The 12,458-nt window shown below is 64.0% G+C and carries 13 protein-coding genes and 1 pseudogene; 8 read left to right on the top strand and 6 right to left on the bottom strand.

The window, feature by feature from the left end:
* Positions 1 to 64 precede the first annotated feature (64 nt).
* From C6569_RS15880 to C6569_RS15900, 3 genes are all read left to right on the top strand, one after another.
* Complete coding sequence (locus tag C6569_RS15880) at positions 65 to 1,759, top strand: sensor histidine kinase (protein WP_181313782.1); 1,695 nt, start codon at positions 65 to 67, stop codon at positions 1,757 to 1,759.
* Between the two features lie 1,464 nt (positions 1,760 to 3,223).
* Complete coding sequence (locus C6569_RS15890) at positions 3,224 to 3,529, top strand: hypothetical protein (protein ID WP_106749755.1); 306 nt, start codon at positions 3,224 to 3,226, stop codon at positions 3,527 to 3,529.
* 686 nt (positions 3,530 to 4,215) lie between these two features.
* Positions 4,216 to 4,392: a GMC oxidoreductase gene (locus tag C6569_RS15900; protein ID WP_106749757.1), complete on the top strand. Its 177-nt coding sequence runs from the start codon at positions 4,216 to 4,218 to the stop codon at positions 4,390 to 4,392.
* A gap of 96 nt (positions 4,393 to 4,488) precedes the next feature.
* Here C6569_RS15900 and C6569_RS15905 read toward each other — a convergent pair whose 3' ends face one another.
* Entirely contained in the window at positions 4,489 to 5,499 is a 1,011-nt protein-coding gene (locus C6569_RS15905; RefSeq protein ID WP_181313783.1) for an extracellular solute-binding protein, read from the bottom strand.
* A gap of 28 nt (positions 5,500 to 5,527) precedes the next feature.
* Here C6569_RS15905 and C6569_RS21760 point away from each other — a divergent pair, with 28 nt between their 5' ends.
* Complete coding sequence (locus tag C6569_RS21760; RefSeq protein ID WP_146144818.1) at positions 5,528 to 5,734, top strand: hypothetical protein; 207 nt, start codon at positions 5,528 to 5,530, stop codon at positions 5,732 to 5,734.
* 58 nt (positions 5,735 to 5,792) lie between these two features.
* Here C6569_RS21760 and C6569_RS15910 read toward each other — a convergent pair.
* A pseudogene (locus tag C6569_RS15910) lies at positions 5,793 to 6,419 on the bottom strand (SOS response-associated peptidase).
* Between the two features lie 104 nt (positions 6,420 to 6,523).
* On the opposite strand from C6569_RS15910, the gene C6569_RS15915 reads away from it, so the two are divergent.
* Entirely contained in the window at positions 6,524 to 6,835 is a 312-nt protein-coding gene (locus C6569_RS15915; RefSeq protein ID WP_106749759.1) for a hypothetical protein, read from the top strand.
* Between the two features lie 99 nt (positions 6,836 to 6,934).
* On the opposite strand, the gene C6569_RS15920 is transcribed toward C6569_RS15915, so the two are convergent.
* Positions 6,935 to 7,624, bottom strand: coding sequence for a P-loop NTPase family protein (locus C6569_RS15920; RefSeq protein ID WP_146144819.1), 690 nt, complete (start codon positions 7,622 to 7,624; stop codon positions 6,935 to 6,937).
* On the opposite strand from C6569_RS15920, the gene C6569_RS21765 reads away from it, so the two are divergent.
* On the top strand, positions 7,623 to 8,093 hold the full coding sequence (locus C6569_RS21765) for a hypothetical protein (RefSeq protein ID WP_146144820.1): 471 nt from the start codon (positions 7,623 to 7,625) through the stop codon (positions 8,091 to 8,093). The two genes, C6569_RS15920 and C6569_RS21765, sit on opposite strands and share 2 nt — an antisense overlap.
* Before the next feature lie 531 nt (positions 8,094 to 8,624).
* On the opposite strand, the gene C6569_RS15925 is transcribed toward C6569_RS21765, so the two are convergent.
* Positions 8,625 to 9,080, bottom strand: coding sequence for a C40 family peptidase (locus tag C6569_RS15925; RefSeq protein WP_146144821.1), 456 nt, complete (start codon positions 9,078 to 9,080; stop codon positions 8,625 to 8,627).
* 237 nt (positions 9,081 to 9,317) lie between these two features.
* Between C6569_RS15925 and C6569_RS15930 the strand changes: the two genes are divergently transcribed.
* Both C6569_RS15930 and C6569_RS15935 read left to right on the top strand, forming a co-directional pair.
* Positions 9,318 to 9,626, top strand: coding sequence for a ribbon-helix-helix domain-containing protein (locus tag C6569_RS15930; protein ID WP_245898125.1), 309 nt, complete (start codon positions 9,318 to 9,320; stop codon positions 9,624 to 9,626).
* A gap of 331 nt (positions 9,627 to 9,957) precedes the next feature.
* Complete coding sequence (locus tag C6569_RS15935) at positions 9,958 to 10,416, top strand: hypothetical protein (RefSeq protein ID WP_106749763.1); 459 nt, start codon at positions 9,958 to 9,960, stop codon at positions 10,414 to 10,416.
* Positions 10,417 to 10,479: 63 nt separating this feature from the next.
* On the opposite strand, the gene C6569_RS15940 is transcribed toward C6569_RS15935, so the two are convergent.
* Positions 10,480 to 10,746, bottom strand: a complete 267-nt coding sequence (locus C6569_RS15940; RefSeq protein WP_106749764.1) for a hypothetical protein — start codon at positions 10,744 to 10,746, stop codon at positions 10,480 to 10,482.
* Between the two features lie 807 nt (positions 10,747 to 11,553).
* A complete protein-coding gene (locus C6569_RS15950) occupies positions 11,554 to 12,291 on the bottom strand; it encodes an outer membrane protein (protein ID WP_181313784.1) in 738 nt (245 codons plus the stop codon).
* Between the last annotated feature and the right edge of the window lie 167 nt (positions 12,292 to 12,458).

Raw genomic sequence — 12,458 nt, forward strand, 5'->3', positions numbered from 1 at the left:
ATGACTTATCACCGCTGCTTCGCCATGAGCTTTGAGCGGGCCGGGAATGTCACTGCGTCGGCGCATGTACGCGATGGGTGTGGTCGGGCTCGTTCCGCTCCTCGCCGCCGGGAGCTGGAACGAGTGGAGCAACCGTGCCCTGCGCGAGGCGGAGCTACGGACCAATCTCGTCGAAGAAGCGACATATGTCGCTAGCGAATTTCAAAGGCAGATTGAGGGGGTCCAGAGCCTCCTGCTGACCCTTTCGGTTATCCCGGTTGTGCGGGGCACTGGGGTCATTTCCTGCGACCAACTTTTTGACCTTGTGAGGCCGCAGAACCCGGTTCTCGCCGCCATCGGCGCCACCGACCGGCAGGGCAATGTGATCTGCGCGTCCGACCGTCAGCCCGGTGAACTGCTTCCGCCCATTGCCGACCGCCCCCACTTTCGCAAGGCGATGGAGACCAGACGCCCCGCGCTGGGGGCATACGCCTATGGCAGGCGGACCGCTCGCCACGTCATTCATGTGGCTGTGCCTTACGACGATTCGGCCGGCACCCTCGCCGGCGTGGTGTTCGCCTCGGTCAGCCTCGATGTGATCGCCCGCCGCCACGACCTGCCCCAATGGAATGCGAGTAAGGTGATCACCGTCATCGACGGCGAGGGGGCAATCATCATGCGCCAGCCCGACTATGCGCGGTTCGTAGGGCAAAGGATCGAGGACGGTCGCTGGAACCGGCTACGGTCGTTTACCACACCCGGGAATTATGACGCCGTGTCGTCAGTGGATGGGGTGCATCGCATCGTCGGGTATTCACCACTCAACGCCGAGCCCCTGGGTCTCTTCGTCGGCATTGGCGTGGACAAGGCGGCAGCCTTCGCGCCCCTGAACGCCGCTACGCTCCGGTCTCTCCTGGCCACCCTCGTGGCGCTTGCCCTCGCCTTCGGCACCGCGTGGCTGGTTGCCCGCAACCTCATTGGAAAGCCCTGGCGGCGCACCCTGCGGGCAGCCCGGCGAATGAAGGAGGGAGATCTGACGGCCCGCGTCGCCGTCATCGGCAAGGGAGAGTTCGCCGACCTCGCCGCCGCCTTCAACTCGGTTGCGGACCAGCTTGTGGCGGCGCTCTCGCGCAAGGACATGTTGCTGAGGGAACTAAGTCACCGCGTCATGAACAGTCTCCAGGTCATACAGTCAGTCTTGAGGCTCCAGGAACGCTCCGCCACCGCTGAGGAGACCAGGGCCCAACTGCGCGATGCGGCGAGCCGCGTCCAGGCGGTGGCCATGACCTACCGCCGCCTCCATGAGCTGAACGGCACCGACGCAGTCGATATCGGAGAGTTGGCGGCCGCTATCGCCGAGGAAATTTCTCGCTCGCTTCTGCAGTCGAAGGAGCAAATTACCGTTGAGTGCCAGTCGCGATTCATCTCCCCCCAGCGCGCGATGCCATTTGCGCTGATCGTGAACGAGCTACTGACCAACGCCGCCAAGCACGGTGGGAACGCCGCCATGATCGGGCTTAGCTTGCAGGTCGAGGGAGATGTGGTCGCCCTCTCAGTGACCAACGCGCGGTCGAACGATAGCAGCCGAGCGAGATCAGGCGCGGGGTTCGGCACCCGGATGATCAAAGCCATGGTGCAGGACCTTGCCGGCAACGTGCGTCAGGTCGAGAGCGTAGACCTCTTCGAGACGCAGATCACGTTTCCGGTCGCCGACCCACAGGAGGTGCAGGACCCCCAAGAAGCGAAACGGCACATGATGGCGCAGCCGAGAACGACATAGTCTCTTCAACGGGAAGAACAGAGGTTGAGCCCGGAACCGCACCGCCTACCCTGCCGCCATAGACCCGCGCCCGCCGATCGCCTTCAAAGATCCACCGGACTTCCCAGGGCAGAACCGGACACACCGCTACCGGATGATCGAGGGCACCGGAATCGGATCGTCGGCACGATCCGCTGGGAACAGCTTGGCCTTCCTCGCGAGCGATGGGTGTGGGGAATCAGGGTCCCGCCGGTGGCGCGCGACCGCACCCTCACGCCGGGCGGCATGGCGCCGACCCAGCACGAGGCCCTGGCCGCCCCGAAGGCTGCATGGCTCCCCTATGAGGACAGTCCAGACTGGCCGCCCCGGCATTCGGCTGCGTGGCTAGCTCCGGGCCCTCGGGAAGGTCCTGGCCCATCGCGCCCGCGCGGCGAGCCGCGGCGATGGCAGAGGCGCTGAAATTGAACAGAGGAGCGTGACGAGTTCGCGCGCTCTAGCCCGTCGCCCCCTAATCGTTGCGCAGGTGAAGCCACCAGGGCCCGTCTACATGCCGAAAAGCCCAAACGCGCCGGCGGCCGGACGCTTGGATGACGTCTAGATCTGGCACGATCTCGCCATCAGGAAACTCTCCCGACGCCGACCACACATAGCTTCGACTGAAGCCCCTTGGGCCCCACCCTCTTGCATAGGCGAGAAAGTCGACTTGCTTGTTGTCAGCATGAACGGTGATGCCCCTCGGTATGCCGAGCTCCTTAAACCGTCTGCGGTAGTCTGCCAAGCGCTCGCCCCGCACGCCAACCGATGAGAGATCGCCGGGCTCGGTCCAATCCTCATCAATGCGGACAAGACCCGTGTCCTGATGCGCCATAGCGACGAGGGCCTCAAATTGCACGCGGTGCGCATGCAGGTGCGCGATCATCGCAGCATCGTTTGGCGGACCGTCACCGCCGCGCTCCTGTGCAGCCCGCGAGGTGGTCGGAATACCAAGCGCTAGGGCGGATAGGCAGGTTCGTCGAGAAAGAGCTATCATGAGGGGAGCGATCACTCGTAGCGTTTGTCGTGGTGCCGCTCTCGTGCCCACCTGTTTCTGCCAGATGTCGCGCGAGGTTCGCGGGCGCTCGACGACCCTAAAGCCGGACGTTCGGGCTGCGAATGTCGCGGCACACTCGGCCGCTGCCTCTGCATGATCTCAGGGGCTGAGGCTTCACCTCGGCGAGGATTATCAAGGAAGCCGGATACCAATCCAGTCGACCTCAGGGACCGCCCACAGCAGGGCTGTGGCTACGGCCGTCAGGGTCACGGCGGCAAGAAGCATGCGGCGCATTGTGAACGACGGACTGGACCGATCGAGACAGTTGCTAAGGACAGATGCCCCGAGTCTGTTTCAGTCTTGCTCCACGCGCCGCCGCCACCTTGATCATTCAACAACGATTAACTGTTTATACTCGACCCTGCTCGTACGGACTCGGCCCATGGGAGGGCGACGTGGACGCCACCAATATTATCGCCTTCCCGACCAACCCAGAGACTGCGGCACCCGGCGACACTCACCCGTTGGTGAAGAGCGTTAGCGAGGTCATTACCTCCCTTGGCGAGCTTGCCCGGCAGGTGGAGAAGTGGCCGATGGAACCCGAGGCCAAAATGCGCGTCCTCCACACGATTAGGGGTCTCGCCCTGCAAGCCTGTGAGCTGCAGCTGGTGGCGGTGACGGAAGTCACCGGCGCGGCGAAGTTCCGGGCGGACCTGGACCGCGTGATGAGCGCTCTGCGCTCACCGGACATTCAGCCCTGATCCAGTGCTTCAGGAGCAACCCTGACGCGTTGGATCGCCATATTTGAAGATGATGCCGACGCCTCGTGTTGAGGAGAATCCATGCCCAGAAACATTTCTATGATTTAGCGGAACATGCTGACCGCATCGTGACCGGCGGAGGGCTCAAGCCCAATGAAAGAAGTCGGCGCTTAGAAAGTCAGGATTCATTAGGGTTCCTGCCGCCGCCTAGCGCCGACAGCCGACATTCACGGCCGTAAACTGCTCAACCGGATGAGGTGTTGCCACTTCCGTCTTTCAAATGTCACTGTCGCTTAGTGAGTATAGGGAGGCTGTTCGCACAAGGAGGTGCTGATGGGCAGGCGAGATCCGGACTTCACATCCGACGGCCTCTATCTCCCTGATGACGTCTCCGCCATGGCCGACGCCTTCAAAGTGGCCTGCGCGAAGTTGGGCGCATTGGCTGACCAAGACGAGGTCAGGCGCGCAATGGCGATCGTCATAGCTCATCACTACGACATGGGCCTACGTCGGACCGATAGGATGGTCGCGTCTGCGGCTTCGCTAGGCCGGATTGTCGGAAAAACACCCGATCTTCCGGGGTCCGGTACCGCCGGTCGCCGCACAGCGCCCGCGGGCGTTCGGGATACCGAGTTCGGTCCGTAGAACTACTTCCGTCACCGCTTCACGCCGCCGGCAACTGCCGCGTGGGACCCGTCGGCGACGCCGCCGCCGTGGTCGATCCCGACCTCAAGGTCCACGGCCTCGAAGCGCTGCGCGTCGCCGACGCCGCTGTCATGCCCACCGACTGCCGCGCCAACCTGCACTTCACCTGCGTGATGATCGGCGAGATGGCGGCGAAACGGATGCGGACTGGGCGGTAGGGCTGGCGGGGGTTCCGAATGTTTGCCGGCAGCTAGCGCCCGAGGCTGGCTCTTGGAACGCAGGTTGCCTGCGGCAGGGTCACCGCGGCGGCGGCCTCATTGCGGCCTGGAGCTGAACCGGCGCTCCCACTCCGCCAGCAATCGTTCTCGGTTGGCGGCCACCCATCGGAGCGAATCTGGGGAACGAACCTGTTGGTGTACGAGCGGGTACTCCCGCGGTGACGAAACATCGCTGCGAGCAAGGGTACCAAAGAACCGGGCAAACAGCCTGTGCGCGCTCTGACCACTGGCCCACTCGATGACCCGCCGAGCTGCCTCCGACTTCGCCGCCGGTCGCCCCGCGACGAGGGCCATGCCGCTCATCTCCCAGCCGACCCCGTCGTCGGGCAGGAGAAGCTCGATAGGGGCGCCTTGGGACTTTTCCCGTAGCGCCCGCATGTCGAAGCTCACACCGAGAACGCGCTCGCCGCGCGCCGCCTGGATGCAGGGAGCGTCACCCGACCCGGTGTACACGGCGACATTCTTGTGAAGCTCTTCCATGAAGATCCACGCTTCATCTTCGCCCATCAGCTGGATCCAGGTGGCTACGAGCAGAAGCCCGACGCCGGACGAGGCGGGATGAGGCATCGCGATCCGCCCCCGGTATGCGGGGTCGGCCAAGTCACGCCAGTACCTCGGGCGAGCCAACCCCAATAATGACGCTCGTTCGGTGTTGAAGCATGCTCCCACTGCGAATGCGGCGATCCCTGTCCAACTGTAGGGCTCCGTCGGGTCCAGAAATTCGGCCCGCAGCTGATCGGCTGCCTGCGGTCGAAAGGGCTCAAGCGCCTTTTGCTCTTTCAGCAACGCCAGGCTCTGTGACGAAAGCCCGAGAATGAGGTCCGCAACAGGGGCGTTTCGTTCCGCAACCAGGCGGGTCGTCAGATGACCGGTGGAGCCCCTCACCCATCGGATCTCGACATCCGGGATGTCGGTTTCGAGCGCCTGTTTGACAACCGCCAGGTGCTCGGCCTCTGCGGCGGTATAGACGGTGATGAGGGTTCGGGCTTCGGCCGCGCCGGAAAGAAAGAACAGCAACAGCGCGGCACGACAGGTTCGCCAGGCCATAGATTCACTCTCGGGGGCAAGAGAGGTCATGAAGCATCACGCCCACCTGAACGGCAATACGCAATTCATTGCTCCGAACGAGATGAATGCAAAGCAAGCATCGACTGCTGTCGCCCTGAATGCGTCGGAAGTAGAAATGGTGGGCCCGGAGGGACCGCGCGAAGCGTGCAGTTTCAACAGGGCAGACAATGTCGCCATTAGCGGTTTTCGCGGTGTGTTCCTGCCGTCTGTCTAGGCTGTCGTAACAGACGCGGAGCAATCGGCCGGGGTTAAGCCACCAGTCCATCGCGCTTTTAGCCGCGGGCGACGATCGCCAAAGCACCGTCCTGCAAGGGCCGCTGCAGCGCCTTCGCTTCGTCCCACGGCGCCCGAAGCCAAGTCTCTGCCTCCTCGGCTGTGGTGAGGATCACCGGCATGGCCTTGGGATGGATGGCGCCGACCTCGGCATTGGGGTCGGTCGTGAGGAAGGCATAGAGGTCTGCCGTCACCTCCCCCTCCGCCCTCTTCCTTACGCTTGTCCAAGTGGTCCAGATCCCGGCGAAGAAGGCGAGCGGCCGGCTCTCGTCGAAGGCGAACCAGATGTCGCCGCCGGCCGGCTTGTTGAACTCCGAGAACGAGGTGAAGGGCACGAGGCAGCGACTCTCCGGCTTGAGCCAGCGGCGCTAGTGCGGCGAGGAGGTCTTGCGGACGTTGGTCACGCCCTTGTCGACGGTCTTCCCCTCCAGCGCGAAGATCGGCGACGGCATGCCCCAGCGGGCCAGCGCGAGTTCCCGCCCCTCCCCACCCTCCCGCACGATCGGCGCGGCATAGTCGGGGAAGATGCCCGGCATGGGCGGCAGGTTGCCGGTGCGGTCGACCATCGCCCGCGCAAGATCGAGGATGGCCTTCTGGCCCTTGGTCAGGCTGTAGAGATTGCACATCGGGGCACGATAACCGCTGCCCCTGGCCCTTGCCACGCCTCAGAGTAGGTTGAGAACGAAAAGAGAACAAAGTTGCGTCCCGCGTAAGGGCGAGGACTCTCGGTATGGGCGGAAAGGTCGACCACCCGTTCAAGGTGGTGACGCTGCGCCACGGGGCCCGTGTCATCCGGACCACCGAACCGGCCAAGGCCGCGCGGACTGCGCCGCCCACCGTGGGGCAGTTGCGCGCGCTGGGCGTTGTCGGCGCCAGGCTCTGGTGCATCGGCTGCGGCCGTCACGCCATCCTGTCCTGGGAGGCCCTGAAGGCCAAGGACGAGGAGCCCTTCCTTACCGCGGGCCGGCGGCCCGCCTGCAAAGCCTGTGGCGGGCGACAGGTGCAGCGGATGCCGGACTGGCCGCAACATGAACGGCCTTAGCGGGCAGAACGTTCGCATAATGAAGCGCCCGCCGATCGATAGATCGACGGGCGTTTTGATCGCTTTACTCGGAAACCTGCTGATCGCCCGACGGTCCTATCACCAGAATGGTTTGCCCAGCACGGTGAAGGCGGTCTTCTCGTCACGATGCCGACCGCCAAACGTCGCGCCTGCGCATGCGGCAGCCAGTCCGATCAGGAAAGTGGCTGCTGCGGTGAACCCGGTCAGCACCGTCGCCTTGCGCGCACGCTCCGCCTGCTCCCGCGCCCGAGCCTCGAGTGTCCTCAATTCGTTGACGGCCTCGGTGACCCTCTGACGAGCTTCGGCAGGAGGAAGTCCAGCGCGACGCTCGACGAGCGCAGCAAGGTAATCCCGGTCCCTCACCGTAAGTTCCCTGTTGGTGGCCACGGACGCGAAGAGTCGGCCAACTTCTTGCCGAACAGCGGCATCAGACGCCGGATCGCTGTCGCCCGACGTTGCACCAGCCCCCCGCCGCAGCAGAAGGTCTGCGGCATAGTTGGACGGCCCAATGCCGCTTTGGCTTGCAGCGGCTCCCGCGCCGGTTGCAGCGCCCGCCACAACCGTGCTGGCGGACCGCGCGGCGACGCCACCGCCGAATGCAGTGACCAGAGCCATCATGATAATGCCCACGCTCCAGACCAGAAAGCCGTGAGCGCCATCGCGAAACTGCCGCTCGTCGTCGGAGGGATGCGTGGCAGGTCGCAACCGGCCCGCAATGTAGCCGCCCATTGCGAAACTCAGGATCTGGACGAGTGCGGTCCAGTACATGACGAAGATGCCCGTCGCGACGAGCGATATGCCGGATCCTGGCCATGGAGACGTCAGGGTCAGCCCGATCGCCGCACCGAAGGCGATAAAGACGAGGCTGAGGGCAGCTGCCCCAATCGCCCCAGCGAATACGGGCGCCCAATCAACCGACGAAACGCGGGGCGCAATAGAGCTCGTGGTTAGTGTTGTCATCGCACCCTCACCGCAAGCCAATAAGGGAAAGAACCGCCATGACGACGACGACCAGACCAACCAGGTAAATAATGCCGTTCATGTTTTCCTCCTGTTCCGTTTCCGCCCTTGCCGTTTAGCGACCGTCAGGAACCTTGATGGTGAAGGTCTGCCCACCGCCTCCGAGGCGGCCCGTGCCGGCAAGGACCGCCGCTCCGATGAAGATCACGAGCATCACACCGACCAAGACACCGAGAATTCCGCTACCGTCAGACATTGGAGTCACCTGTCGATTTAGCCGACCAACTTGCGGCTTGGGCGTAACGCAGAGTGGTATTCAGAGTTCCGCTTCGGACCAGGTGTGCTTCCCCGACCTCTTATCGACCGACACCCTCTCTGCCGCGCTTTGACGTTGTATCCAGCTGTCGATGTCGAGTTGGCGATGTCACTGCCGCCCACGGGCTATGCAGGAAATTCCAATTCGAAACGCGCCCTAGGGCCGCTCGGCACCGGCAACAGCTTTCCCCATGTTCTGCGGCCAGGCCGCTCAGGATTCTCCCATCCGGCAGTCTCCAGCCGTGCGGCAGCAGGATCGGGCATGGCGATCGTGGATAGCATCGCCGAGTGCGTCGCCGGCCAGGCGCGAGGCTCTGGACGCCTGAAAGCCGCATAACTCACCTATGAGGACAATCCTGACTGGCCGCCGCCGCAGTCGCCGGCATGGCTCGCGCCGGGCCCGCGGGAAGGGCGCGGCCCCTTTCGGCAGCAGTGCGACGAGCCGAGCGGACGGTCCCCCCCGCTCATCGATGATGCTCGCTCTGCCGTCGCTTCAGCGGCACAGAGATTGCCAAAGCCACGAGGCAGCCTTCTTGAAGCATCCAGATTGGGCCGCGGCGAGGGTGATCTTCGCCAGATCCGCCTCAAGTTCGAAGTTGCCCCGCGCCCCTAAAATGGCGCTCGCCTCCGCGAGTGCGGCGCGCATCACCTCCCAGCTGCCTTGGTCGCGTGGTGCCCCAGCCGCCCAATTGCGCGCCCAGAGGGCGTTGCCCTTCGGCCGGGCCTCCCAGCCCGCACGATGGGCGCAAACGCCGACGAAGAGCCCGCACCAGGCGGTCTCGTCACTCGTGTAGTCGGGATGCCCGATCTCCTTCGCCCAGCCGAGAATGACCGGGTTGTGCTGTGGTCCCACGAAATCGCGGGTGCCGAACAGCCTGATAGCTTCCAGCAGCATCTTTGGCCCGGGCTCACGCGCGAGCCACGCGTGTTTGGTCGGCAGAGCAATCATGGCTCTTACTTTCGAGACTGGTTGCAGAATTGGGGTGCCGGTGGGATGCCACCGCGGATGTTGCGCGTGACGGGAGGTCAGCTAACGTTGGGGCACTCGATTCGGAGACGACCGATGCCGCGGCGTTCCTTCCTGCAAAGGAAGGCAAATGCACTCCTCATCGCCGCTGCCGTGCTCTTGCCCGCGGCGGCAATGGTCATTCACTTCGGGCTGATGCCCGGCATTTGGAGATGAGCGGTGGTCACCAAAGCAACCGGTCCAGTGACAAGCGCGCTGAAGAAGCGCTCGGCGATCATCGGGGGGCAGAAGTCGTCCGTGTCACTCGAGGACGATTTCTGGAATGCCTTTGTCGAAATCGCAGATGCCAGGCAGATGACTCTTTCCGACCTTCTCACGGCGATCGACGACAAGCGCCGCAACGGCAATCTGTCGTCGGCCGTCCGTGTTTTCGTCCTTCAAGAAGTCTTGGCTGGTCGCTTAGGCCCGAAGCCGGCAGAGCCACCGCCGCGTCGCTACCGCCGCGTCTCGGCTTCCCTCGATCTTTGAACGGCCACAGGTGCGGACATTTGTCGCGGCGACCTGTGACAGCCGCGCTGGCGTACTGGCTCAGCGGCGGCTCTTCGAGGCGCCAGCCGGCCCGTCACCACACCTCCACCCACCCCCCGGGTGGCGGGCCGGCTCCCATTCATCTTGCGCAGTCTGACTGCGTGCAAGGCTGAATGACTACCCCCGTAGGGTCGCGGACTCCCTGCGAATCTTCAAGCATTCGGCCGGTGGCCCCGCTGAGGGTCGCTGGAGCCGGTTCGTCACCCTTACCCCCCTGGGCGGCGGACCGGCCATTCGATTGCACCGTTCTAATTTTCACCGATGAGGCGGCATGGCGCGGGTGAACATCGTCTTCCTGGATCCGCTCGGCAAACCCACCACAGATCACATCGCCGGCTTCCCCTGCATCAAGGTTCACGTCGGCTACTACGGTGGCGGCAATGGCGGTATCTCCGAATGGGTCTGGGGTCTCCTCGACACGGGCGTGGCTCGAATCCGGATGGACCCCAGCCTTTGCGAGCGGTTCGGGGAGAAACTCGAAGGCACGTTTTCCGGCGTCCTCATCCGCGACGCGTCTCGCTACCTGGCGCGCGTCTGCGTGGATGTCGGTCGAAACCGGGCGCTGAACGTCGACGCCGAGGTCCTGTCCCTGGCTCGCGACTATGAGCGGGTACCTACTCGCGTCATCCTCGGACGCGCTTTCCTGTCGCGCGCCCAGTTCGTTTGGGATGGCGTAGCACAGCGCTACCACCTGACGTTCCCGGAGGTTGATGTGGCAGGCGCTGGATAGACGATGAGCAGGTGCATCGAAAGACGGCGCCCGAGGCGCCGTCCTCACGAATGATCCTAAAGCTCAGCGCCGCGGTTGGCTCTGGCAGTAGTGGCCCCGCAGAAGCTCGAAGCCGCAGAAAGTGTTCTGGTCGCGCACCTGTCCCTGGCGCGGAATGGTCGAGCCGGGGACGCTGGACTGGGCGGTCGTCGGCGCATCATAGCCCATCGATCCGCCGCCGCCATCGCCGCCGCCACCGGCGCTCTGAGCCATCGCGCCGGAGAGGGAGGAGCCGAGGCTCAGAGCGAGCACGGCAGCGAGGGTGAAGCTTTTGAAGCGGGTGTTCGACATCGGTTCTCCTTGAGTTTCACAGTTTTGTTGGCTCGGGCCCGTTCGTGGCCCGTATGAGCTGTAGTCGCGGGCGCCGCAGAAAAGGTTCGACGTGTCGATGGGTCGCTTCCTCGGGTGTTGTGGACGACTACCGCAGTAAGGTCGTGCGACTCGGTCGTTCCGGTACTGTCGGATTGCGGCGGGCCTTACGGTTGCGCCAGAGCCGGCCCGCCTCTCTTCCAGCGACCCCACCCACCCGAGGCGGGCCGGCTCTATGCGACCGGGGGAACTTGCGCTTCATCCGACAAGTTGCACTGAAGAGGCGTTGGGGGGACGCCCGCCGGCCCGTCCCTGGAGCTACGCATCATCTCCGGCGGGGGGCGGGCCGGCTCTGGATTCCCCGCACTGTTTGCGCCGAACTCCGTCTTGCGGTGGCCGGACCACTGCACGGCCGCTTCCCGCCGGTGGTGATCGGGTTACAGGGCGCCGGCCGCGGCGAAGAACCGGTCAAGCTAGACATCGTCCTTGCGGTAGGGCTGGCCGCGGTCATCGGATGCCGGCGCTCGATGGTCGTGGCACCCTTCAGCATCATCCGCGCCCCCGAACTGCTGTTCGGCAGGCAGGGCACGGACCAGGGCCACCATGGCCTCCGGAATCGGTCCATATCAAGGATGGCCTTCTGGCCCTTGGTGAGGCTGTAGAGATTGCACATCAGTGAAACTGTCGACCTGCGTGGGCTGCACAAATGCACGGGCGCGCAAAAAAAGGGCCGCCCGAAGGCGGCCCAGTTCATGAAGAATTCCTGCACTGCGCATGCACTTCAGCGGGTCAGTAGCGGCCCCCACCGCTGGCGAACAGATAGTTCAGACCCACCTTGAACAGGTGAGCATCATTGTTGCTCACACCGAAGCGGAAGGCACCGTCGGTCATCGTCCGGTTGTTGAAGCGAATATAGTTGTACTCGCCCTTGACGGTCCAGTTGCCCGAGACTGCGTACTCGACGCCGCCGCCGATCGTCCAGCCGACGTTGCTGGAGGACGAAGCGGAGTAGGTGCCGCCACCGCACGCGCCAATCACGCAGGAGTCCACAACGCTGGCGCTGCCGCCGCCCAACGCGAGACCACCTTTCACGTAGAACAGAGCACGGTCGGCCGTCAGACCCACACGTGCTGTGATCAGCCCGTAAAGGCTGTCGGCAATCCGACCTTCCGTATCAAGGCCCGGCGAAAACGGGTCCGCCCGACGCGCTCCGCCGAGGTAGCCGAGTTCACCCTCGATGCCGACCAGTACATTGGGGGTGAACTGCCAGTTGTAGCCGAGCGTGACGCCGCCCAGGAAACTGGTGCGATTAGCATTCCAGCTTCCAACGGCATTGTAGCCGTCGATGTCGGTGAAGCGGGCCTGGCGGGAGGCGCCGCCAATGTAGCCGCCGAAATAGAAACCGGTCCAGTTGAACGCGGGCGCTACGATCGCCGCTGCCGGACCTCGCGCGACGCCGAGGTCAGCCGCCTGAACGTTGCACCCGAATGCCAGCACAGCTGCGCTGGTCAAAAGCATCTTCTTCATTGGGATCTCCATCAATAAGGACGCTTCGAGACCTCAAGGATTCCGACGCCGTGTTTCTGAATTGTGGCAAAACACAGGACTTCGCCACGATGCCGCCTTATGTGGCAACCCGGTCACGGAGGGCGGTATCTTAGTGAGGAAAGCGGATTATTATACCTCACAATACA

The organism is Phreatobacter cathodiphilus (assembly GCF_003008515.1).
GTDB lineage: Bacteria > Pseudomonadota > Alphaproteobacteria > Rhizobiales > Phreatobacteraceae > Phreatobacter > Phreatobacter cathodiphilus.

Coding starts and splice junctions, on each gene's coding strand:
- C6569_RS15940 (WP_106749764.1), bottom strand. CDS start 10,746: ATGTCGAACACCCGCTTCAAAAGCTTCACCCTCGCTGCCGTGCTCGCT.
- C6569_RS21765 (WP_146144820.1), top strand. CDS start 7,623: ATGACGAAGATGCCCGTCGCGACGAGCGATATGCCGGATCCTGGCCAT.
- C6569_RS15950 (WP_181313784.1), bottom strand. CDS start 12,291: ATGAAGAAGATGCTTTTGACCAGCGCAGCTGTGCTGGCATTCGGGTGC.
- C6569_RS15925 (WP_146144821.1), bottom strand. CDS start 9,080: ATGATTGCTCTGCCGACCAAACACGCGTGGCTCGCGCGTGAGCCCGGG.
- C6569_RS15905 (WP_181313783.1), bottom strand. CDS start 5,499: ATGGCCTGGCGAACCTGTCGTGCCGCGCTGTTGCTGTTCTTTCTTTCC.
- C6569_RS15935 (WP_106749763.1), top strand. CDS start 9,958: ATGGCGCGGGTGAACATCGTCTTCCTGGATCCGCTCGGCAAACCCACC.
- C6569_RS15880 (WP_181313782.1), top strand. CDS start 65: ATGTACGCGATGGGTGTGGTCGGGCTCGTTCCGCTCCTCGCCGCCGGG.
- C6569_RS21760 (WP_146144818.1), top strand. CDS start 5,528: ATGAAGCATCACGCCCACCTGAACGGCAATACGCAATTCATTGCTCCG.
- C6569_RS15915 (WP_106749759.1), top strand. CDS start 6,524: ATGGGCGGAAAGGTCGACCACCCGTTCAAGGTGGTGACGCTGCGCCAC.
- C6569_RS15920 (WP_146144819.1), bottom strand. CDS start 7,624: ATGTACTGGACCGCACTCGTCCAGATCCTGAGTTTCGCAATGGGCGGC.